Annotated in this window: 17 protein-coding genes; 13 read left to right on the top strand and 4 right to left on the bottom strand. The window is 35.3% G+C overall.

What is annotated here, in order from left to right:
• The first annotated feature begins 105 nt into the window (after positions 1 to 105).
• The 3 genes from ACR9EA_RS04345 to pckA are packed head-to-tail and all read left to right on the top strand — an operon-like array spanning position 106 to position 4,422.
• Positions 106 to 891 carry a universal stress protein gene (locus tag ACR9EA_RS04345; protein WP_435138044.1) on the top strand — a complete coding sequence of 262 codons (786 nt, stop codon included), beginning with the start codon at positions 106 to 108 and terminating at the stop codon, positions 889 to 891.
• Between the two features lie 10 nt (positions 892 to 901).
• Complete coding sequence (locus ACR9EA_RS04340) at positions 902 to 2,755, top strand: SLC13 family permease (protein ID WP_435138041.1); 1,854 nt, start codon at positions 902 to 904, stop codon at positions 2,753 to 2,755.
• A 32-nt stretch (positions 2,756 to 2,787) separates the two neighbouring features.
• The gene (gene pckA, locus ACR9EA_RS04335; protein ID WP_435138037.1) at positions 2,788 to 4,422 is read left to right on the top strand and encodes a phosphoenolpyruvate carboxykinase (ATP); all 1,635 of its coding nucleotides are present in this window, start codon (positions 2,788 to 2,790) and stop codon (positions 4,420 to 4,422) included.
• Between the two features lie 62 nt (positions 4,423 to 4,484).
• Here pckA and ACR9EA_RS04330 read toward each other — a convergent pair whose 3' ends face one another.
• From ACR9EA_RS04330 to ACR9EA_RS04315, 4 genes are all read right to left on the bottom strand, one after another.
• On the bottom strand, positions 4,485 to 5,465 hold the full coding sequence (locus ACR9EA_RS04330; protein ID WP_435138035.1) for an SDR family oxidoreductase: 981 nt from the start codon (positions 5,463 to 5,465) through the stop codon (positions 4,485 to 4,487).
• Between the two features lie 10 nt (positions 5,466 to 5,475).
• On the bottom strand, positions 5,476 to 6,768 hold the full coding sequence (locus ACR9EA_RS04325) for a nucleotide sugar dehydrogenase (RefSeq protein WP_435138032.1): 1,293 nt from the start codon (positions 6,766 to 6,768) through the stop codon (positions 5,476 to 5,478).
• Positions 6,769 to 6,881: 113 nt separating this feature from the next.
• Positions 6,882 to 9,371: a polysaccharide biosynthesis tyrosine autokinase gene (locus ACR9EA_RS04320; protein ID WP_435138029.1), complete on the bottom strand. Its 2,490-nt coding sequence runs from the start codon at positions 9,369 to 9,371 to the stop codon at positions 6,882 to 6,884.
• A gap of 3 nt (positions 9,372 to 9,374) precedes the next feature.
• Positions 9,375 to 10,169 (bottom strand): polysaccharide biosynthesis/export family protein, encoded by a 795-nt coding sequence (locus ACR9EA_RS04315; protein ID WP_435138027.1) that lies wholly within the window; start codon positions 10,167 to 10,169, stop codon positions 9,375 to 9,377.
• A gap of 108 nt (positions 10,170 to 10,277) precedes the next feature.
• Between ACR9EA_RS04315 and ACR9EA_RS04310 the strand changes: the two genes are divergently transcribed.
• The 10 genes from ACR9EA_RS04310 to ACR9EA_RS04265 all read left to right on the top strand — a co-directional run bounded on the left by ACR9EA_RS04310 (position 10,278) and on the right by ACR9EA_RS04265 (position 23,759).
• The gene (locus ACR9EA_RS04310) at positions 10,278 to 12,134 is read left to right on the top strand and encodes an ABC-F family ATP-binding cassette domain-containing protein (protein ID WP_435138024.1); all 1,857 of its coding nucleotides are present in this window, start codon (positions 10,278 to 10,280) and stop codon (positions 12,132 to 12,134) included.
• Between the two features lie 12 nt (positions 12,135 to 12,146).
• Positions 12,147 to 12,920, top strand: coding sequence for an O-methyltransferase (locus tag ACR9EA_RS04305; protein WP_435138021.1), 774 nt, complete (start codon positions 12,147 to 12,149; stop codon positions 12,918 to 12,920).
• A gap of 134 nt (positions 12,921 to 13,054) precedes the next feature.
• Entirely contained in the window at positions 13,055 to 13,759 is a 705-nt protein-coding gene (locus tag ACR9EA_RS04300; RefSeq protein ID WP_435138019.1) for an ABC transporter ATP-binding protein, read from the top strand.
• Between the two features lie 66 nt (positions 13,760 to 13,825).
• Positions 13,826 to 14,398, top strand: a complete 573-nt coding sequence (locus tag ACR9EA_RS04295; protein ID WP_435138016.1) for a cob(I)yrinic acid a,c-diamide adenosyltransferase — start codon at positions 13,826 to 13,828, stop codon at positions 14,396 to 14,398.
• A gap of 153 nt (positions 14,399 to 14,551) precedes the next feature.
• Complete coding sequence (locus ACR9EA_RS04290) at positions 14,552 to 14,773, top strand: DUF2795 domain-containing protein (RefSeq protein ID WP_019387375.1); 222 nt, start codon at positions 14,552 to 14,554, stop codon at positions 14,771 to 14,773.
• A gap of 170 nt (positions 14,774 to 14,943) precedes the next feature.
• Positions 14,944 to 18,303, top strand: coding sequence for a preprotein translocase subunit SecA (gene secA, locus ACR9EA_RS04285; protein WP_435138013.1), 3,360 nt, complete (start codon positions 14,944 to 14,946; stop codon positions 18,301 to 18,303).
• A gap of 114 nt (positions 18,304 to 18,417) precedes the next feature.
• Complete coding sequence (locus ACR9EA_RS04280) at positions 18,418 to 19,446, top strand: hypothetical protein (protein WP_435138011.1); 1,029 nt, start codon at positions 18,418 to 18,420, stop codon at positions 19,444 to 19,446.
• Between the two features lie 132 nt (positions 19,447 to 19,578).
• Positions 19,579 to 20,838, top strand: coding sequence for a hypothetical protein (locus tag ACR9EA_RS04275; protein ID WP_435138008.1), 1,260 nt, complete (start codon positions 19,579 to 19,581; stop codon positions 20,836 to 20,838).
• Positions 20,839 to 20,961: 123 nt separating this feature from the next.
• Positions 20,962 to 22,602 carry a helix-turn-helix domain-containing protein gene (locus tag ACR9EA_RS04270; RefSeq protein ID WP_435138005.1) on the top strand — a complete coding sequence of 547 codons (1,641 nt, stop codon included), beginning with the start codon at positions 20,962 to 20,964 and terminating at the stop codon, positions 22,600 to 22,602.
• Between the two features lie 14 nt (positions 22,603 to 22,616).
• On the top strand, positions 22,617 to 23,759 hold the full coding sequence (locus ACR9EA_RS04265; RefSeq protein WP_435138002.1) for a tetratricopeptide repeat protein: 1,143 nt from the start codon (positions 22,617 to 22,619) through the stop codon (positions 23,757 to 23,759).
• Positions 23,760 to 23,804: the final 45 nt, after the last annotated feature.

Raw genomic sequence — 23,804 nt, 5'->3', positions numbered from 1 at the left:
ACATAATTTCACAAAATTACATCCTAATTAAAGTTAAAACTATGACTTTTATCATACCCCACCTTCTTAATAAGCTCTAACTTTGGTATATAAAAATAATTCATCATGAAAACAATATCCACAATTTTAGTTCCTTTCGATTTTTCTGAAGTAGCTCTAAATGCCCTGAAATATGCATTACATTTTATAGAAAATGATGACCAAGCTAAAATCATTTTAGCTCATGTTGAAGAAGGTGAAATCACTGAAGAAAATAAAGAAAAATTAGACCAAGTTGTACAAGCTTTCGGCACATCGTTAAGACACCCCATTATACCTGTAGTGGTAAAAGGAAAAATGATAGACGCACTATTGCACATACAAGACGAAACACCAATAGATTTAGTAGTTATGGGCACATGTCCAGACTACAACACTTGCAACTTGCAAACAAAAACTTCGGAGTTTGTGCTAATTGCCAAATGTCCTGTTATTGTTATCCCGAATGGCTACACCCAAACCAGTGTAAAAAAGATAGCCTTGATTATTGACAAAGAAAAAATTCACAACAACAAATTGCTAGGTATTTTATTAGATGTTTCTAGACGTTTCAATGCTATAGTAAATGTACTTACCGTGGTTAATAGCGACGAGCATTATGGCTATACAGAAAACGACGAAAAAAACGAGAACGATATTATTTACTACCTAGAAAACTTTTATTCGCACCATGCCTTTATAGAAGACACCGATATTGTACATGGGTTATTTAATTATGTAGAAGATAACGATATAGATCTGGTTGCTATTTTACCAAAAAACCATGCCCAAACACCAGTAACTTCGGAAGGTAAACTTACAAAAGCTTTAAGTCAGCAAACCAAAGTACCATTATTAGCTATAGATCTTTAATTCCCGAAACATGTTAACTTTAGGCATAATATTAGCATTTACAATAGCTTTATTTGTCTGGGGAAAATTTTCCCCAGACATTGTTGCCATGATTTCGATGTTAGCTTTATTTCTAAGCGGAATCTTAAATTTAGACGAAACCCTTAGTGGGTTCAGTAACCCAACAGTTATTATGATTGCAGGGTTATTTATAATTGGCGAAGGCTTATCTAGAACAGGGTGGACAGCAATTGCAGGCCAAAAATTTGTAAAACTAGCAGGCAAAAGCACGTCTAAATTACTTGTAATTGTAACGCTAGGCTCTGGTTTACTCTCTGGTTTTGTTAGCAATACAGGTACGGTTGCGGCCTTACTACCAGTATCGATTACCGCAGCATGGAGCGCTGGCACATTACCGTCTAAATTGTTAATGCCTGTAGCTTTTGGCTCTAACGCAGGTGGCTTATTAACTCTTACAGGGTCGCCTACTAACATTATAGTAAGCGATTATTTAATAGAGCAACACCAAAACGGATTTTCATTTTTTGAGTTTGCTTTAATCGGTGTACCGTTATTAATTATAGCCATTTTGTACTTTAAATTTTTTGGCATGAAAATGCTTCCAAAAGTACAAACACAAAATAAGCCAGACGATCTCAATTCAGAAATGAGTAAATGGATTAAAGAGTTTAGTATTGGGGATAACATGTATCGCTTAAGAATTAGATCGATGTCCCCCTTAATTAACACTCAAATTAAAACTTGGGATTTCGAAAGCCAATACAATATTTCTATTGTTAGACTTCGAAGACGCCACCCTAAACCGCTTAAAAGAGAACATGCATTTGTAGAGTTTCCCGACCATAATACAGAAATGAGATATCACGATATTATTACTGTTAAAGGAAATTTTGAAGATGTAGATCGTTTTATTCTGGATTATAAATTAGGCGTAATCCCTTCAGAATTTAATCAAAACGAATTAAAAAAAGAGTTAATCAACCAAGAAATTGGCTTAGTAGAAGTTTTAGTAACAGACACGTCTTATTTAATAGGAAAAAACGTTCCTTTAGGCACTTACCTTAGTAAGCAAGGCATTCAACTATTAGGTGTAAAACGTGAAGGCAAACCAATAAACGACGACATTAACATTAATATTAAAGCAGGCGACTCGTTTATTATAAGAGGAAGTTGGGAGAAAATAGAAGATTTAAAGTCGGTATATCGAAACCTTATCATTTTAGGAAGTCCCGAAGCGATGTCTAAAAACGTAGATATTTTAAACACAAAATCCTATATCGCTTTAGGTATTATGCTACTCATGATAGTATTATTAGCTTTCAAACTGCTACCAGGAGCCATTGCCGTATTACTATGTGCAGGAATTATGTTACTAACAGGCTGCGTACCTATACAAAAAGCATATAAAGACATTAGTTGGGTAAGTGTGGTTATGATTGCCGCTATGATACCAATGGGTATTGCGCTTCAAAAAACAGGAGCTGCTCAAGAAATTTCTAACCTTTTAATTCAAACATTTGGAGAATCCCACCCTATAATACTAATGGGAGGCATCTTTATACTAACAACAATTTTTAGTCAAACCATAAACAATTCAGCTACAGCTGTACTTATGGCACCTATAGCATATATGGCCGCAATTGGTATAGGTATATCGCCTAGACCATTTTTAATGACGGTGGCAGCAAGTGCCTCTACAGCGTATATGACGCCAATGGGAACAACAACAAACGCCATGGTTATGGGCGCTGGTGGCTATAAATTTATGGATTATTTAAAAGTTGGAACACCATTATTAATAATCACATTTTTAGCATCGTTAATTCTAATCCCATTATTCTGGCCTTTAGAGCTTATCGATTAAAATTGAAAACAAACAAATAAAAACAATATATTATGGAAACAATAGCAGAACCAAAAACAACATTAAACTTAAACTCTTACGGTTTAAACAATGTTAATGTACACTGGAACTTGTCTCCAGAAGCATTACAAGAAATCACTATTAATGAAGGTATGGGTACCGAAACCGAAAACGGAACCCTATGCATAAATACTGGAAAATTCACAGGGCGCTCGCCTAAAGACCGGTTTTTAGTGAAAGATAATTACACGAAAGACAAAGTTTGGTGGGGACGAATAAACAAACCTATTACTCCTGAGCAGTTTGATGCTCTCTATAACGAGGTTACAAACTACTTATCTGAAAAAGACGTATATGTAAGAGACGGTTATGTTTGCGCCCATCCAGAATACCAAATGAATGTGCGAACCATTACCGAATACCCTTGGTCCAACTACTTTGTAAAAAACATGTTTCTACGTTTTAACGACGCAGAATTAGAAAACTTTAAAGAAGAATGGCTCGTGTTATGTGCTCCTGGATATACTGCACCAAATCCTAAAGCAATGGGACTAAGCGATGGTAATTTTTCCATTTTAAATTTTACCAAAAAAATTGCATTGGTGGCCGGTTCTGCCTACACAGGAGAAATGAAAAAAGGCATCTTTTCTGCCCTTAATTTAATTTTACCTGTAGAAAAAGATGTACTGCCCATGCATTGTTCTGCTAATGTTGGCGAAGATGGAGACACAGCTATATTTTTTGGTTTATCCGGTACTGGTAAAACCACGTTATCTGCTGACCCCAATAGAAAATTAATAGGCGACGACGAACATGGGTGGACCAAAGAAAACATTATTTTTAATTTCGAAGGTGGCTGCTACGCGAAAGTTATAGACCTTACCGAAGAAAAAGAGCCAGACATTTTTAGAGCCATTCGTCCTGGTGCACTGTTAGAAAATATTTGTTTTAAAGAAGGCACTAAAGAAGTCGATTTTGCAAATAGCTCCATTACACAAAACACCCGTGTGAGCTACCCTATTGATCATATCGATAATATTCAAACGCCTTCATACGCTTCAAACCCAAAAAACATCTTTTTCTTAACCTGCGATGCCTTTGGGGTTTTACCTCCTGTATCAAAATTAACTCCTGGTCAAGCAGCCTATCATTTCATATCAGGATATACCGCAAAAGTAGCTGGTACCGAAGCTGGTATTACAGAACCTGTACCATCGTTCTCCGCTTGTTTTGGGGAACCTTTTATGCCGCTTCACCCTACCGTATACGCCGAAATGTTAAGTAAAAAAATGCAAGATGCAGGTGTAAACGTTTGGTTAATAAATACTGGATGGAGCGGGGGGCCTTATGGTGTAGGCTCCAGAATAAAATTGAAATACACTCGCGCTATGATTTCTGCTATTTTAAAAGGTGAATTAGACAATATTCGTTTTAATGCACACCCTATTTTTGGGTTGTTTATGCCAGAATATTGCCCAGGTGTACCTACAGAAATCTTAGATCCAATTAATACGTGGCTACAAAAAGGCGTTTATATTAGTAAATCCATTCAATTAGCCCATTCCTTCCACATTAACTTCGATAAGTTTGCTAATCAAGCTTCCGAAGATATTATTCAAGGCGGGCCACTAATTGATTCACACCATACGTTAGATGTAAATTTCTGATGTATTTTTGAATTATTTTTATGAAGGCTGTCCATAGGGCAGCCTTTTATATTGAAAACATTTTATTTATTAAACCAATTCCAAGTAATAGCCAAACCTTCTGCTACCGTAAATTGTGGCTTATACCCCATTAATGTTTGCGCCTTAGAAATATCGGCTAAAGAATCACGAACATCGCCTTGACGCGGTGGCCCATAAACAGGTTCCAACTCCGAACTTGCAGCATCCTTTAATGCTCCCCATAATTGATTAACACTAATGCGCTCGCCACAAGCCACATTAAACACTTCGTTTGCCGCTTCTTTAGGTGCAAAAAAACCTTTTACATTGGCCTGCACAGCATTATCTACAAAGGTAAAATCGCGTGTTTGCTCACCATCTCCATTTATTTTAGATGGTTTACCGTCTTTTAAAGCTTGCATAAACAACGGAATTACAGCTGCATATGCACCATTCGGGCTTTGTTTAGGGCCAAACACATTAAAATAACGTAAGCCAATAACATCGGTGCCATAAGTTTTGCCAAAAACATCGGCATACAATTCGTTTACATATTTAGTGACGGCATAAGGTGACAAGGGTTTACCTATCACATCTTCTACTTTTGGTAAATTTTGACTGTCACCATAAGTCGAACTCGAAGCTGCATACACCATACGTTTAACCGAACTACTCTCTTTTACAGCAACCAACATATTTAAAAATCCGTTGATATTAGCATTATTTGTTGCTATAGGATTCTCTATAGATCGCGGTACAGAACCTAAGGCCGCTTGGTGACTTACATAGTCTATTCCAGTTACCACCGCTTTACAGGTATCCAAATCGGTGATATCGCCCTCTATAAGTTCGAAGGCTCGATTCAATTTAAATTCCGATAAATTTTCACGATATCCATTAGAAAAATTGTCTAGAACCCTTACCTTTTTTGCGTTGTATTTTAAAAGATATTCTACAAGATTAGAGCCAATAAAACCTGCCCCTCCAGTAATTAAAAAACTTAAATTAGAAAGATCTTCTGAATGATAAATTGTATTATACATGGTTTTGGTTTTATAATCTGGCGTCTACAACATCTTTTGGCAAAAGCGACTTAACATCGAAAAGCACTCCTGAATCTGATTTTAATTGCTGGATATCTAATTTAAGAAATTCCTTGTGGGAAACCGCTAAAATTACGGCATCGTATTTCGGTTTTAATTCGGATTCATCCGTTATTAAATCTAAATTATATTCGTGTTTCACTTCCTCGACAGACGCCCACGGATCGAAAACATCTACATTAACATCGTAGGTTTTTAATTCTTCAATAATATCAATCACCCTGGAGTTTCTAATATCAGGACAGTTTTCTTTAAACGTAATGCCTAAAACCAAAGTGTTGGACCCTTTTATAGTTGCGCCTTTTTTTATCATCATTTTTACAGTTTCGGTAGCAACATAAGCTCCCATACTGTCGTTCATTTTTCTACCAGCTAAAATAATTTCTGGGTTGTATCCAGACTCAATGGCTTTTTGTGCCAAATAATAGGGATCTACACCTATACAATGGCCACCAACCAAACCTGGCGAAAATTTTATAAAATTCCATTTTGTACCAGCGGCTTCTAGAACTGCTTTGGTATCGATATTCAGAATTCTAAAAATTTTAGATAATTCGTTTACAAAAGCGATGTTAATATCGCGTTGCGAATTCTCTATTACTTTAGCTGCTTCTGCCACTTTTATAGAAGGTGCTAAATGTGTACCAGCTGTGATGATAGATTTATATAATTCGTCTACTCGAGTTGCAATCTCTGGAGTAGAACCTGAGGTTACTTTCAAAATTTTTGTTACCGTATGCGTTTTATCGCCTGGGTTGATGCGCTCTGGTGAATATCCTGCAAAAAAATCTGTATTAAATTTTAAACCAGAAAACGATTCTAGAATAGGCACACAAATATCTTCTGTAACACCAGGGTAAACAGTCGATTCGTAAATTACGATATCATCTTGTTTTAGAACTTTCCCTACAGTCTCACTGGCTTTAATTAACGGCGTAAAAATAGGTTTATTTAAAGCATCTGTAGGAGTTGGAACCGTAATTATATAAATATTGGTAGATGTTAAGTCCTCAAGATTATCTGTCATGTATAATCCTGTTTCCGAAGTTTTATCCTGTGTTACGACTTCCTGTAATTCTGGAGTAGACACCTCTAACGTTCTATCTATAGCTTGTTTTAATTCCGACACACGTTTTGTATTGATATCAAAACCTATTACAGCAAACTTTTTAGCAAACTCAACGGCTAACGGTAAGCCAACATACCCTAAACCAATTATGGTTATTTTGTCTTTTTTTTGCATAAGATATAATTAATAGCAAATATTATAAAATTCGTTTACACGAATGAATCTTTAGCTTTTTGGTTATAAAGCTTTTACAGTTTAAAGAACGTATGTTTAAGTTCTTTTTCCTATTAAATTCGTTTTATAAAACGTTTTATTCGACCTATTACACCTTTATTTCCTTCAGATTCGTGATATGCATTACCATACATGCCATACCCATATCCGTAACCATATCCGTAGCCGTAGCCATAACCGTAATTATGGTTGGTTTTGTGTTTATAAAAGTTAAGCACAAAGCTAATGTTCTTTACTTCACCCATACGATATTTAGCATTAATAAGCGAGAGCATACCTTTTTTAGTGTAATCTAAACGCACCATAAAAATAGTTGCATCGGCAAATTGTGTTAACTGCAAAGCATCTGTTACCAATCCTAAAGGCGGCGTATCTAGAACTATCATATCGTATTCTTTACGTAATCTAGTAAGTAAGTGAGTCATGGTATCTCCCATCAACAATTCTGAAGGGTTTGGAGGCACAGGCCCAGAAGGTATAACAGCTAAATTTTCGATTTCTGTTTGATGTGTCACTTCTTCCAAACTATGTTCTCCTATCAAATAATTCACCATTCCCAAATCGTTAGAAATACCAAAATCCCCAAAAATTTTAGGTTTCCGCAAATCCAATCCTAACAAAATTGTTTTCTTACCAGACAACGCATACACTGTAGCCATGTTAATGGATGTAAACGTTTTCCCCTCACCACTTACCGACGAGGTAACCATAATGGTTCTTCCTAAACCCTGATCGACTTCGTGTTTTTTAAATATAAACTGTAAACTTGACCTAATAGCTCTGAACGATTCGGCTACAGCCGATTTTGGTTTTTCGAAAACCACTAAATTATTATGATACTTGTATTTACCTATTAAACCCAGAATTGGAATTCTTGATAAACGCTCTACTTCATCCGAGCCATGTATGGTATTATCTAATAGGTAAATGATAAAAATTATAAGCATAGGTAAGAAAAAGCCAACCATTAAAGCCATCATATAATTAAGTGACTTGTTCGGACCAATAAGTCCGCCACCAATATCTTTAGCATCGTCTATTGATGTGATATCCGATATGTTTGCTGCTTTTACAATAGCTGCCTCGCTACGTTTAGCCATATACACATTATACGCCTCTTGACTAATGTCTAGCTTACGCTGAATTTTTAAATATTCCTGTTGGTCTTCAGGCAGATTACTCAATTTTGCCTCAAGCGTTGCGGCTTGTTTTTGAATACTATTTAACTGAAGTCTAATGGTACTTTTAGTAGCATCAATAGTTTCTAGAAGCACTTTTTTCTCGGCATTTATTCTTCGGTCTAAATCCTTAAATAAATCCGAGCTTTCCTTCATAGTATATTCCAAACTTTGTCGCTCTATCGCCAAGGCTGTAATTTTACCCACACTTTGCTGAATATTGGGCTCGTCTATACCTACAGATGATGGCGCTGCGATATTTACATAATTTGTTTTGGTGCGTAAATAATCGTCTAACGCATTTAAGTAATTTAGCTTAGTCTGTTCTATTTCTTTAGCCATTTCGTACTCACGTAAACGCGACGAAACCTCTGTCATTTCTGCATCAACATCAAATACCTTATTTTGTTTTCTAAAGGTGTTCATCTCGTCAGACACATCTTTCAAGTTGTTATTAACACTCGCCAAACTACTATCTATAAATCGAATGGTATTTGTTGCATACAGATTTTTACGTTCTAATTCTGTTTTACTTAAAATAGCTGTTGTAGCATTAAGATAATCTACTATTTTGGCTTTGTTATGTCCGGTTAACGAAAGTTTTAAAACCGATGAAGATTCTTTAGAAAAGGGCTCGGTTTTCACCGCATTTTTATAACTATTTACAACCTGGTCGAAATCTAAAAATTTCACAAAATATTCGCTCCCATTTGTTACGGCCTGGTCTGGTTTTGTATACAACGTAAAATGGATAAATGATAAATTTACAGGCTTACCAACCTCGAAAACCTTATTAAAAATACCTACAGGCAAACTTACGCTACCCATATGTTTATCGCCATAAAACTGAACTTTTCCTTCAGATTTTTCGAATTCTGAAAACAACTCGAATTGTTTGTCATTTAAAAATCGGATGCCTAATGCATGGTTTAAAAGTTGTCCTTTTTCATTATCTATTTCAACATAAAAAGGGGCTGATTTATAAATATCTTCTTTCCTGTATTTACCTTCCTTTAAATACTCTAAGTAATACTGAAGCGAATCTACAACCTTCTCGTTATGGCTTCTGGTTTGTAAAGAGGTAATCACTTTGCCTACTTTTCCTGAGACACCTCCCCAGTTAAACGAAATACTGGTATTGGCTGTAAAAAATGGGTTTTGGTCGTTTTCTACAGAAATTAAAGAGTCTAATCTATAAATGTTTTGCTTTCTAATATTTATAAGGTAAGCAATTATTAAAGCGGCACCAATGCATAACAACACCAATTTCCACAGGTTTAACACTTTAAACAAATACCCTCTAAAATCGAAGGTCATGCCCCCCGATTCCATTTGATCCTGATCGTCATACTCGTACTGCACCATGGGTTATAATCGATCTATTAATAATAATGTTGTTGTCCCTAAAGTAATAATGGTTGCAATAGTCGTTAAGGTTTGCATTCCTGTTTCGCCTGTTCCCCAAGATTTTTGTGGTAATGGTTTTACGTAAATAATATCGTTAGGCTGAATGTAATAATATGGCGAATCCATAACATCTTCACGCGTTATATCGATATGATGAATTTTTTGTCCTTGCGGATATTGCCGTATAATCATAATATCTTTTCGGTCTCCAGTAATAGGAATTTCTCCTGCATTGGCTATAGCTTCAAAAATATTTACCCGATCTTGAAACAAGGTATTCGTTCCGGGCGCAGACACTTCTCCACTAACCGTATAGCGCAACCCCGTAAGCTTTACAGTTACAAATATGTTAGCCGTTTCTTTAAATTGTTCTTCTAAGAGTTTTTGCTCTAAGATTTTTTCAATTTCTTCAGTAGTATATCCTAACACATTTACTTTTCCCAATGCGGGAATTCTAATTTCGCCATGTAAATCTACCGTAAATCCATCAAAATAAGCACGCTCATCGCTATCTGCACTTAATAAATCTTCTCCTACCGGATTAAAGATTTGTACGGCATCCTGATCTAATGCTTTTACTCTAATATTTAAAATATCGTAAACCTGAACACGATAAGGCGCTTGGGCTGCCACGACTTTAGCAATAGAATCGGCCTCGGTTTCCGAAGGTTGTAAATACACCATATCTTTATGAGGAACACAGCCCGAAATGGCTAAACATAAAATGATGCAAATGGTCGTAAGGAATTTGGTCATGAATAGCGATCAGTGATTTACTGACAAATATAAGTTTTCGACAGGAATATCAAAACTAATCGTTTACTTTTTGGATATTTGCAAAACAATTCTAAAACCTATCAACTCTTGAATTATTTAACTGTAGAAAACATATCTAAATCTTACGGAGAACTTACCTTGTTCGAAAACCTATCGTTTAGCATTCATAAAGATCAAAAAATAGCTTTTGTTGCAAAAAACGGCACGGGCAAAACATCTATTTTAAATATTCTTGCAGGATTAGACCAACCCGATACAGGACAAATAATTTTCAGAAAAAACATTACGGTTTCCTTCTTACCTCAAGAACCTAATCTAGACCCTAACTTAACGGTAGAAGACACCATTTTTGATGCCGATCACGATATTTTAAAAGTCATTAAAAATTACGAAAAAGCATTAAACAATCCTGAACAAGTTGAAGCTTACCAAAAAGCATTCGAACAAATGGATCGGTTTAACGCTTGGGATTTCGAAACACAATACAAGCAAATTCTATCGAAATTAAAACTCGATAACTTTTCGCAAAAAGTAAGCACCCTTTCTGGCGGACAAAAAAAACGCTTAGCCCTTGCCAACGCTTTAATTAATAAGCCCGATTTATTAATTTTAGACGAGCCTACCAACCATTTAGACCTGGAAATGATAGAGTGGTTAGAATTGTTTTTTGCCAAGGAAAACATGACCTTGTTTATGGTTACCCACGATCGGTTTTTCTTAGAACGGGTTTGCAACGAAATTTTAGAACTAGACCAAGGCGAATTATATAACTACAAAGGCAATTACTCGTATTACCTTGAAAAAAAAGAAGCCAGAGTAAATCAAGAAGCGGTAGAAACAGGCAAAGCCAAACAACTCTTCAAGAAAGAATTGGAATGGATGCGACGCCAACCCAAAGCCAGAACTACAAAATCAAAATCGCGTATAGACGATTTTCACGATATTAAACAACGTGCCCATAAACGCCGCAAAGAACATCAAGTAGAATTAGAACTTAACATGGAGCGATTGGGCAATAAAATTGTAGAACTACACAATTTAAAAAAAGTGTTTAAAGATAAAATCATTTTAAACGGCTTTACTTATAATTTTCAACGTGGAGAACGTGTGGGTATTATTGGTAAAAATGGTACTGGAAAATCTACCTTTCTAAACATTTTAACTCAAAGCACGACTCCAGATAGCGGTAAAATAACTTTAGGAGAAACCGTAAAATTCGGCTATTACACACAAGCAGGCATAGCTGTCAAACCCGACCAGAAAGTAATAGATGTGGTACGCGAATTTGGCGATTACATTCCGCTTAAAAAAGGGAGACAAATTAGTGCCCAACAACTTTTAGAACGCTTTCTATTCGACCGAAAAAAGCAATACGATTTTGTAGAAAAATTAAGTGGTGGCGAACGCAAACGCTTGTATTTATGTACGGTTTTAATTCAGAATCCTAATTTTTTAATTCTGGATGAACCTACAAACGATTTAGACATTGTAACGCTAAATGTTCTTGAAGATTTCTTACTAGATTTCCCAGGGTGCTTAATTGTTGTGACTCACGACCGTTATTTTATGGATAAAATTGTAGACCATCTTTTTGTGTTTAGAGGCGAAGGTGTTATTGAAGATTTCCCTGGAAATTACAGCGATTTTAGAACTTACGAAGACAGTCCAGAAGTAACAATTTCTGAAGATAAAAAAGAAAAAAAACACTGGAAACAAGATTCTGGAGCAAAACTCTCGTACAACGAACAAAAAGAGTACAATAACATTGAAAGCAAACTAAAATCGTTAGCGTACGATAAAACCGAATTGGAAGCCAAGTTTAATAATCCCGATTTAACCCAAGACCAAATTAACGAGCTCTCTTTAAAACTTGAAGCCATTATTAACGAAATAGACCAAAAAGAAGAGCGTTGGTTCGAACTTGCATCAAAATTAGAAGAATAAATTTTAGTATTCGTGTTTTATCAAATTCAGCAGTATTTTAAATACTTAAAACAATCTACCAATCAACACGGGGTACATTCGCCGTTTGTATATCATTTGGTAACACAATGTTTTTACAACAAAACCAAACCTAAGGCTTATAACGCAATTAAAAATTACAAAGCAGAACTGCTAAACAACCAAAACAGCTTAACAATTACCGATTTGGGTTCAGGATCAGTTTACACAACAAATAAATCCCGCAAAATATCAAGCTTAGCGCAACATGCGGGAGCTTCAACAAAACACGCCAAATTACTTTTTAGACTTACACAATATTTTCAATTTAAAAATAGCTTAGAACTTGGTACTTCTTTAGGCATATCTTCTCACGCCATAGGTCTAGGAAACCCTAACGGGCATCTCACCACGATTGAAGGTTGCCCAGAAGTTTCTAAATTCACCGCACAAAATTTACAGAGCAAGCGCCTTAAAAACGTATCTGTTTTAACAGGAGATTTTGCGGATGTTCTTCCGCAATTAACAAACACATCTTTCGATATGGTTTTATTTGATGGCAACCACAATAAAGCTGCAACTTTAAAGTATTTTAATCTGCTACTCCCCAAAACCCATAACGATACTGTTTTTATTTTTGATGACATTTATTGGTCTAAAGACATGACAGAGGCTTGGCAAGCCATTAAAAATCATCCTAAAGTAACAGTCACTATAGACACCTTTCAATACGGGTTTGTGTTTTTTAGACAAGAACAAACCAAAGAACATTTTACAATACGCCTGTAACCTTGTAACATTTTGCAACACTTAGCGTCTTATCGCAAAGACCAAGTTAAATTTAAGGCAAGTTAAAAATGTAAACTACTTATGTATTTTAAAAACCTGTATCTTGCACCTACCATAACCTCAGCATTTATTTTATGAGCAACGTTATCGAAATTTCTAATATTATTCGCGATTTTAAACTCGGGCAAGAAACTGTTCACGTTTTAAAAGGCATTGACCTAACCATAAAACGAGGTGATTATATTGCCATTATGGGACCTTCTGGTTCTGGAAAATCTACGCTAATGAATCTTCTTGGTTGTTTAGACACCCCTACTGCAGGGACCTATATTTTAAACGGGAAAGATGTTAGTAAAATGACCGACGATGAATTAGCCGATATAAGAAACACCGAAATTGGTTTTGTGTTTCAAACCTTCAATTTACTACCCAGAACCACAGCTCTTGACAACGTTGCATTACCAATGGTATATGCTGGCCTATCTAAATCCGAACGCCATAAACGCGCAGAAGAAGTACTTACAGAGGTAGGGCTAGCCGACAGAATGGATCACAAACCCAATCAGCTTTCTGGAGGTCAAAGGCAGCGTGTTGCCGTTGGCCGTGCCCTTGTTAATAAACCTTCAATTATTTTAGCCGACGAGCCAACTGGAAACTTAGATTCTAAAACCTCGGTAGAAATTATGGCGCTTTTCGACACCATACACAGCCAAGGCAATACCGTAATTTTAGTAACTCACGAAGAAGACATTGCAGAACATGCGCACCGCATCATAAGATTAAGAGACGGATTGATTGAAAGCGATAAACGCAACGAAAAATTAACGGTTAATCCTTAGCCTTAAAATTGGTCTATTGCCCAGTAAAGTTTTATTTTTGATACCTTACAACATCCAAACAAGGTCATGAAAATATACACAAAAACAGGCGATAAAGGCACTACTGCTCTTTTTGGGGGCTCAAGAGTTCCAAAACATCATATTCGTATAGAAAGCTACGGCACTGTAGACGAACTAAACTCGCATATTGGTTTAATACGAGATCAAGACATTAATACAAACTACAAAACGCTTCTTAACAGCATTCAAGACAAATTATTCACTTTGGGCGCTATGCTGGCGACACCCCCAGAAAAAGAAACTTTAAAAAACGGAAAGGAACGCTTGAACATTCCTAAAATTTCGGCTCTAGATATTACAGCGTTAGAAAATGCTATAGATAGTATGAACGACGCATTACCACCTATGACGCATTTTGTATTACCAGGCGGACACCAAACCGTGTCATTCTGTCATATTGCGCGCTGTGTTTGCCGTCGTGCCGAACGTTTAGCCGCTGCTTTAAATGATATCGAGCCCGTTCAACCCGACGTTTTAACCTATTTAAACCGCCTATCTGACTATCTTTTTGTATTGGCACGAAAGTTGTCTCTAGACTTGCATGCAGACGAGATAAAATGGGTTCCGGAAAAACTTTAAGAAACTCTGCACAACAAGCCAAACACAACAAGCTTGAAGTCAACGTGTTCTATAACACATCGCGTTCTTTTATTTAATGATGAAATAATTCATTTTTTTCTTGACTTTTTAAACTAAAAAATTATTTTTGCACAAAATTAAAACGAATTACAAATGTATTGGACTTTAGAATTAGCATCTTATTTGAGCGATGCACCTTGGCCAGCGACTAAAGATGAGCTTATAGACTACGCAATTAGAACTGGAGCACCTCTAGAAGTTGTTGAAAATTTACAATCCATTGAAGATGAAGGCGATTCGTACGACTCGATTGAAGAAATCTGGTCTGATTACCCGACTGATGAGGATTACCTCTGGAACGAGGATGAATATTAATATACTATAAAGAAAAGTTAAAAAGTCTCATTACGAGACTTTTTTTTGTGCTATTCTTTATGAAACATAACAACAAACCGTATCTTTGGGTGCTTTGTTACAAAGCATTTAAAGACCTTAACTTTATACGTTAAGCCCTAGGCTTAACACAACCTTTAACACACATACTCATGAATTTTTTAAATTCTGTACTAAAGCTATTTGTTGGTGATAAATCTAAACAAGATGTAAAATCCATCATGCCTTTAGTTGATAAAATTAAATCTTTTGAACAGGCTCTAGAAGCATTGTCGCACGACGAATTAAGAGCAAAAACTGATGCTTTTAAAGCTCAGATTGCAGCAGGAAGACAGCCTTTCGAAGATCAAATATCTACACTCCTAGAAGAAGCCAATACTACCGAAGATATAGATAGACGCGAGGACATTTATCAAGAAATCGATAAATTAAAAGACGAAGCCTACCAAGCCACCGAAAATGTATTAAACGATATTCTACCAGAAGCTTTTGCTGTTGTTAAAGAAACTGCAAAACGCTTTAGAGATAACACCAACGTTACCGTAACAGCAAATGCTTTCGACAGAGAAATTTCTGGATCTAAAGACTATGTTACTCTAGAAGACAATAAAGCCATTTGGGCAAACTCTTGGGACGCCGCAGGTAAAGCCATAACATGGGATATGGTACATTACGACGTACAACTTATAGGTGGTATTGCCATGCACCAAGGTAAAATTGCAGAAATGCAAACTGGTGAAGGTAAAACCTTAGTAGCCACCTTACCAATGTACCTTAATGCCATTGCTGGTAAAGGCGTACACTTAGTAACGGTAAACGACTACTTAGCCAAACGTGATAGCGCTTGGATGGCACCTATATTCGAATTTCACGGTCTTACCGTAGATTGTATAGATTACCACCAACCCAATTCCGAAGCACGTAAAAAAGCTTATAACGCAGACATTACTTACGGAACAAACAACGAGTTTGGTTTCGATTACCTTCGCGATAACATGGCGCACTCGCCAAACGATTTGGTACAACGCCCACACCACTACGCCATTGTAGATGAGGTTGATTCTGTTTTAGTAGACGACGCCCGTACACCGTTAATCATTTCTGGCCCTATTCCGCAAGGCGATCGCCACGAGTTTAACGAACTAAAACCTAAGGTTGATGATATTGTTGGGGTACAACGCAAATACTTAACCGGAGTACTTGCCGAAGCTAAAAAGTTAATCACCGAAGGCGACACCAAAGAAGGAGGTTTTCAGTTGCTACGCGTTTATCGTGGTATGCCAAAAAACAAAGCACTTATTAAATTTTTAAGTGAAGAAGGCATCAAACAACTCCTTCAAAAAACCGAAAACTTCTACATGCAAGACAATAACCGCGAAATGTCTAAAATTGATGCGGAATTGTTTTATGTTATCGATGAAAAAAATAATCAGATAGAATTAACCGATAAAGGTGTTGAATATCTTTCAGGAAAAGACGATCCGAACTTTTTTGTAATGCCAGAAATTGGCGTAGAAATTTCTAAAATTGAAGCTAAAGGATTAACTGCCGAAGAAGAAGCCAACGAAAAAGAAGACTTATTTAGAGACTTTGGTATTAAATCGGAACGCATACACACCCTTAACCAATTACTAAAAGCCTATGCCCTTTTTGAAAAAGACATTCAATATGTGGTAATGGACAATAAGGTAATGATTGTTGACGAACAAACAGGTCGTATTATGGATGGCCGACGTTATTCCGACGGTCTTCACCAAGCTATTGAAGCTAAAGAAAACGTAAAAATTGAAGCCGCTACCCAAACCTTTGCAACAGTAACCCTTCAGAATTACTTCAGAATGTATCGCAAATTATCGGGTATGACGGGTACTGCCATTACCGAAGCTGGCGAATTCTGGGAAATCTATAAATTAGATGTTGTTGAAATTCCTACCAATCGTCCAATTGCAAGACACGACCGCGAAGATTTAGTTTACAAAACCAAACGCGAAAAATACAATGCGGTAATCGAAGAAGTAACTAAATTATCGCAAGCTGGTCGCCCAGTTTTAATTGGTACCACTAACGTAGAAATTAGTGAACTTTTAGGAAAAATGCTTGCTATGCGCAAAGTACCACATAACGTATTAAACGCAAAACTACATAAAAAAGAAGCCGACATTGTTGCCGAAGCTGGACAGCCTGGCCAAGTAACTATTGCCACAAACATGGCAGGTCGTGGTACAGACATTAAATTAACCGATGCTGTTAAAAAAGCAGGAGGTTTAGCCATTATAGGTACAGAGCGTCACGATTCGCGCCGTGTAGACCGCCAGTTACGTGGTCGTGCAGGACGTCAAGGAGACCCTGGAAGCTCTCAGTTTTACGTGTCGTTAGAAGATAATCTGATGCGTTTATTCGGATCTGAGCGTATTGCTAAGATGATGGATAAAATGGGACTGGAAGAAGGCGAAGTTATTCAGCATTCTATGATTTCAAAATCTATTGAACGTGCCCAGAAAAAAGTTGAGGAAAACAACTTTGGCGTTCGTAAGCGTTTATTAGAATACGACGATGTTATGAATGCGCAACGCGAGGTGGTTTACAAACGTCGTCACCATGCATTATTTGGAGAGCGTTTAAGTGTAGATTTAGCCAATATGATTTTTGATACCGCCGAAGGTATTGCAGAATCTAACAAAGCAGCAAACGATTATAAAAATTTCGAATTCGAATTGATTCGTTATTTCTCTATGAGTGCGCCAATTACCGAACAAGAATTCAACAAGCTTAGCGCTCAAGACATTGCTGCAAAAATTTACAAAGCCGCTTTCGATCATTACAAATCTAAAATGGCTAGAAATGCTGAAACTGCATTTCCTATTATAAAGAACGTATACGAAACACAAGGCGATAAATTTAAACGTATAGTTGTACCATTTACAGATGGTGTAAAAACCTTACAAGTTGTAACAGATTTACAACAAGCCTACGAAACCGAAGGAAAACAGTTAATAACAGATTTCGAAAAGAACATTACACTTGCCATTATAGACGATGCCTGGAAAACGCATTTACGTAAAATGGACGAGTTAAAACAATCGGTACAATTAGCTGTACACGAGCAAAAAGATCCGTTGTTAATTTATAAATTTGAAGCCTTCGAATTGTTTAAGGATATGATTAGCCAAGTTAATAAAGATGTAATTTCATTCTTATTTAAAGGCGAATTACCTGCAGAAGACACCAATACTATTAGCGAAGCCAGACAACAAGCGCCTAAAAAAGAGAACTTAGAAACCTCTAAAGAAGAAATTCCTAATTTAGACGAGCGCGCTGCGCAAAGCAGAGCTGCGGGACAAACCCAACGTCAGCCTGAAGTTATAGAAACCATTGTTCGCGACAAACCTAAAATTGGCAGAAACGACCGTGTTACTATAAAAAACATTAGAACTGGCGAAAATAAAACCGTTAAGTTTAAACAAGCCGAACCGCTTTTAGGTAAAGGCGAATGGGTAATTACCGAAGATTAAATCTTCTTTATACATATACATTTAAAAGAAAGGTCTGCTAATTTTATAGCAGACCTTTTTAGTTTTCTACTATTTACATATATTAGTTTTATTATCTTTAATAAAATTATTTGTATGAAACGTGTAATTCTTCTCTTATTTCCCCTCTTATTATCTCAATTTATCTCTGCCCAAACCGACAGTTTAAACACCATATCAAAACCAATAAATTCAGATTATTTTAATCTTGAAGAAGAAGAAAAGTTTTTTTTACATACTAATAAAACAACTTATTTTACGGGCGAGAGAGTTTGGTGGAAAGCCTATGTTGTTCAAGACATTAACGAAAAACCGTCTACAAATACATCAAACTTATACGTAAACTTTTACAATCCTGAAAAAAAGCTAATATCCCATCAACTATTTTTTTGCGACAATGGTACTTCTAACGGAGAAATAGATCTTCCCGAAGACTTAAAATCTGGCACTTATTATATTGCCTTAGACACACAATGGAACAGAAATTACAATAACCCCTATACGACATCTATACAAGTAATTAATACTAAAACCAACAACTCGCAAACACAAGAAAGCATTGCAAGTGTTAACGAAGATTCTAAAAACATTACTGTAGAATTTTATCCAGAAAGTGGCGCCTTACTCGAAAATATAAAAAACACTGTGTATTTTAATATTAAAAATAACGGTAAATACACGCCTAACCAAACCGTAAAAATTATAAACACAACCATACAAAAGCAAAAATTACAAACCAAAACAAACGCTTATGGTCATGGGCAATTTGATTTTGTTTACAACAGTAAGAATAATTATTCGCTAGAATTTAATTATAACAACAAAGATTATCGCTTTACCTTAAATACAAATACAGACTCGGGCATTGTAATACATAAAGAAATAAAAGCAACGGAAAGTAGTCAAGAAAAATTTGTAATAAAATTTAGTGAGGAGGTAGTAAAAAAACATCATGGCGAAAAGCTGTATACCATCGTGCACAGAAACCAAAAACCTATTTATATCAAGGCTTTCGAAATAGACAAACAATATCTTAATTACGGTTTACCTATAGAAAAACGCGAATTGTTTAATGGCGTTAACACGCTTACTATTTTCAATACAAAAAATCAACCTCTTGCCTAGCGTCACTTTTTTATACAAAATAAAAAACCAATCAATTTAGATACCAAACAGGTTAATGTAACTAAAGATTCTGTTACTATAGATTTTAAATTAAAAGATATTTATAGCCTAACCAATTTAAGCATTTCTGTATTGCCATCGGAATTCAAGCTAAACAATAACCCCAATACTATTCTAGATGATTTTTTAATAAATTCGTATACCAAAGAAAGGCTTCCAAATACATCGCAATTAAACTCCAATGAATTAGATTTATTTTTACAAACCCAAACAAAACCAACGTTAAAAAATAAATTTAAAGACAAAAAACCTTTCTTTACTCCAGAACGAGGATTAACCATTCACGGGGCGGTTAACGCGAATTCGGAAGGGCAATGTAAAATACTTTTAACTTCTAAAGAAAATGAAATTATAGAATTTGCTCCGCTTAAAGCAGACAAGACCTTTACTTTTAACAATTTAATTTTAAACAACACCTCTAATTACAATCTATCGCTAATAAACGAAAACGGAGAATTAATTAATGCTGCATTTTTTATATACAACTCCAATAAAAGCTACAAACCAGACAGTCTTTTAGTAAAAAACAAATCGTATTTAACCACCACGAACTCCAAAAAAACAGACACCCATATAACACCAAACTACAATATTAGTTACCAAAATGCCGAAATTTTAGAAGAAGTTGTGCTAGAAGGCAAAAGTAAAACCAACAAAAATTTATACCCAAAACTACCTACGGGACCAGGGACAAATTTCTTTAAAAAATTAAATTTTGACGAGAAAGACGCCTACAACTTTACTGTAATAGAATACCTGAATAACCAGAGCGGCATTCATGCATTCGATCAAGCAAAAATAGACAGATCAGAAGGGTTTGAAAAAGTAGATTATATTAGTGTAATTTTTAGACGCAACAGAGCAGCATCGTTATACGGTAGTCCCGAAGCTTTAATTTTAATAGACGGACTTCCTGTAGATAATGAAATCTTAAAAAACATGAGATTAAATCAAGTTGAATCTATCGAACTTAATCCAAATGGCTCTGGATATGGGTTTAGAGGTGGTAAAGGCGTGGTCGCTATACAATTAAAAAAAGGAGGAGAAAATAAAATAAAGACTTCTGGACCTTCAACATCCTACACCAGTCTACCTGATTTTGGCTACACAGGATCTTCACCTTATTACTTCCCGCCTGCGTTAATTTTTAACACAAATACATCGCAACGGTTTTACGAAACTTTAGATTGGGTACCAAACTACAATGTACTTCCTAACATGTCTAACGAGTTAAAATTATACAAAGGCGATCACGATAATGTTACATTATTTATTAACGGCATGAACAAAAATGGTGGCCTAGTTTACAAAGAAATAGAAATACCGTTATAACAGATTTTTAACCTAAACACAATATTAGCTAACAAAAAAGCAATTCTTTTTTGCTTAATCTATCACATCTATTCTATTTTTAATCTTTTAATATTACATTTGTAATAATAGAGAGAATTAAAATTGAAAAACTTAACCAACTACATGCGATTACTTTGCATTGGTTTTTTATGGCTTTTTACGAGCTACGTAAAAGCCCAACAACATACCGATGCCCAATTGTTACTAAACGATGCCGAAGCCTCTGTGTTTAATAACCCGAACTATGGTATTAAAATTTCAGAATTTACCTTAAACAATAACCCAAAAGCCAATATAAAATGTCAATCTTTTTATCTGTTGGCCAAAAGCCAATACATAAAAGGGAATTACAACGAAGCTTTTAAAAATTTAACGTCTGCTAAATCCATTGCAAAGCAATCTAACAACACTAAAATCATATCGCAAATTAACATTCTTATTGCGGAAGTTTTATACCAGTTAGATTTGTTTAGTTTGGCCTCGTATTATTTAAATGAAGCCAAAAACCATACTAGTCCAGCAAATTTAAACTGGATTTCGGCCAAACAATTACAAAACAAAACACGTCTAGCCTATTTAGAGCAGAACAATAAAAAGGAAGCGATTTCTAATTTACTCTCGGCTCGTTCGCAGTTTCAAACTTCTAAAGCAGAAATAGAAAACCTTTCTCCTGTAGAATTAGATTTAGCCACTTTTTATCTTAACCGATTTCAGTTAGACTCAGCCCTATTTTACCTAGATCGCCTAAACACAAAGCAATACCAGAACAACCAATACATAAGTATGTTTAGGCTAAACAAATACGCTGCTGTTTTGTTTCAAAAGAAGGAATTTTTTAGCGCTATAGACAGCCTTAAAAAAGCATATACTATCGCCGAACGCTTTAATCATGTTCCTTTAAAAAGTAAAATCAACGAACAATTAATCAGTAACTATATTGTTACCAACAACCCAAACGCTTTTTTAAAACAAAATTTAAACACAACTGTTTTAAATAACACAACCGAACAATTAAAAACCGAAGCAACAAACACGGTTTTAAATTATACGAAAGCAGACAAGACCAATACAATTACCGAATTAACAGCTTCGTATAAACGTAACATCATTTTTCTGTCAATATCAGCTGCATTATTATTAGGTTTTGGCTTATTCTACAAATACCTGAGAGATAAACGCATTAAACAATATTTAGACATTTTAAAATATTTTGAAACTTCAAGAACAGTAGAAATCTCTACAGAAGAAGAACAGTCTTTACCGGTTAAAAATGTAGAAATCGATATCCCCGCAATCCAAGCAGCTCATAAAACTGTTGCTGCTGTTGCAAAACCAAGTTTAAACGTAAAATCCGAAGACAATAAATCTCCAAATATTCCCAAAGAAACAGAAAATATTATTTTATCGCGATTACAACAGTTCGAAAAATCTAATAAATTTACATCTAAAGACATGTCTTTAGGGCAACTAGCTTCTAAACTAGACACAAATACTAAATACCTCTCGGAAATTATTAATAAAACCAAAGGCAAGAATTTTAATGCGTACATAAACGAATTACGCATTAAATACATTATCGAAAAACTAAAAACAGAACCTAAATATTTAAATTATAAAGTGAGCTATTTAGCCGACGAGAGTGGTTTTTCTTCGCACAGTAGTTTTGCGACGGTATTTAAATCGGTTACTGGGCTATCGCCTACTGTATTTATAAATATTATAAAGAAAGAATTTAAAGCGTAACACTAAAACTTAGTATGAAAAACCATATTTTACCATATCTAATACTTACACTATTAACAGCTTTAAATCTGTCTTTCACCTGTTATGGCCAAAAAAATGTAGATTCAATAATACGTGTAAATTCTCAAGAAGTTTTAGTTAATCCAGATACTGCTATAGAAACTTTAACTAGTGTTTTTAACGATGCAGATACCAGTACAGACGATAAAATTTATGCTTTAATGCTTATTTCTACAGGGTATACTACCAAACGTGATTACCAGATGGCACTAACTACCTCGTTAAGATTGTTAGATTTTATACCTTATACCACCAATTATAAATTAAAAATTAACGCTTTTAACCAAATTGGTGGACATTACCAACAAATTAATTTAACAGACAAAGCCAACGAGTATTTAGACAAAGCTTTAAATTTAGCCCTAAAGCACGTTGCTACAGACACCACATTACATGGCCAATTAGGGATTAATTACGGCTTAAAAGGTCAGTTGTTTAGAGAACAATTAAGCACTAAAAAAGCATTAAATTATTTTGACAAGGCCATTAACGAATTTAATCTCGTAACCGATAACGAACGCCTAAAACTGATTAACCTTTGCATTATGTACTTTAATCAGGCGAATTGTTATATTGATAATAATGATTTAGTAAATGCGAAATATAGCTACGAAAAAAGCGCCAAATATGCTCAAGACATCCGATTAGAACGTTTAATTGCATCGACAAAAAAGGCATTAGCAAAACTTGAAGCATTAGATGGAAATCACGAAGCTTCTCTAGATTTATTATCTGGCATTGAAAGTAGCTTAGACAACATAAATGATTTAACCATTAAAGCAGGTGTTTATGCCGCAATAGCTAACGATTATTTGGTTTTAGGCAATGCCCAAAAACACGAAGTGTATTATCACAAATCGATTGCCAACGAAGAAGCATTAATAGCTTCAAAATTAAAAATTTCTAACGCCACACTTTCAGAACTTATTAATACTAAGATAAACGAAGTAAAAGCAATCAATAAAAAATCCACCTTATACCAATATCTAATTGTTGCCTTATTTTTTGTTTTAATTGCGTTATTTTTTAATTATCATATCAAATCTCAAAAGCAACTAACACGCTTGCAAAAAGAAATAAAGTTTAAAAAAGCTTAAAAAATAAAGTGTAACACAGAAAGTCACCCACCCACAATAAGGGCT

This window comes from Formosa sp. A9, assembly GCF_051200825.1.
In the GTDB taxonomy this organism is placed as follows: domain Bacteria; phylum Bacteroidota; class Bacteroidia; order Flavobacteriales; family Flavobacteriaceae; genus Formosa.
This window is presented reverse-complemented; position numbering and strand designations above follow the sequence as displayed.

Excerpts from the sequence above, each read along its gene's own strand:
- ACR9EA_RS04290 (WP_019387375.1), top strand. The coding sequence starts at position 14,552 with ATGTATTGGACTTTAGAATTAGCATCTTATTTGAGCGATGCACCTTGG.
- pckA (WP_435138037.1), top strand. The coding sequence starts at position 2,788 with ATGGAAACAATAGCAGAACCAAAAACAACATTAAACTTAAACTCTTAC.
- ACR9EA_RS04315 (WP_435138027.1), bottom strand. The coding sequence starts at position 10,169 with ATGACCAAATTCCTTACGACCATTTGCATCATTTTATGTTTAGCCATT.
- ACR9EA_RS04265 (WP_435138002.1), top strand. The coding sequence starts at position 22,617 with ATGAAAAACCATATTTTACCATATCTAATACTTACACTATTAACAGCT.
- ACR9EA_RS04325 (WP_435138032.1), bottom strand. The coding sequence starts at position 6,768 with ATGCAAAAAAAAGACAAAATAACCATAATTGGTTTAGGGTATGTTGGC.
- ACR9EA_RS04320 (WP_435138029.1), bottom strand. The coding sequence starts at position 9,371 with ATGGTGCAGTACGAGTATGACGATCAGGATCAAATGGAATCGGGGGGC.
- ACR9EA_RS04330 (WP_435138035.1), bottom strand. The coding sequence starts at position 5,465 with ATGTATAATACAATTTATCATTCAGAAGATCTTTCTAATTTAAGTTTT.
- ACR9EA_RS04300 (WP_435138019.1), top strand. The coding sequence starts at position 13,055 with ATGAGCAACGTTATCGAAATTTCTAATATTATTCGCGATTTTAAACTC.
- ACR9EA_RS04345 (WP_435138044.1), top strand. The coding sequence starts at position 106 with ATGAAAACAATATCCACAATTTTAGTTCCTTTCGATTTTTCTGAAGTA.
- secA (WP_435138013.1), top strand. The coding sequence starts at position 14,944 with ATGAATTTTTTAAATTCTGTACTAAAGCTATTTGTTGGTGATAAATCT.
- ACR9EA_RS04280 (WP_435138011.1), top strand. The coding sequence starts at position 18,418 with ATGAAACGTGTAATTCTTCTCTTATTTCCCCTCTTATTATCTCAATTT.
- ACR9EA_RS04340 (WP_435138041.1), top strand. The coding sequence starts at position 902 with ATGTTAACTTTAGGCATAATATTAGCATTTACAATAGCTTTATTTGTC.
- ACR9EA_RS04295 (WP_435138016.1), top strand. The coding sequence starts at position 13,826 with ATGAAAATATACACAAAAACAGGCGATAAAGGCACTACTGCTCTTTTT.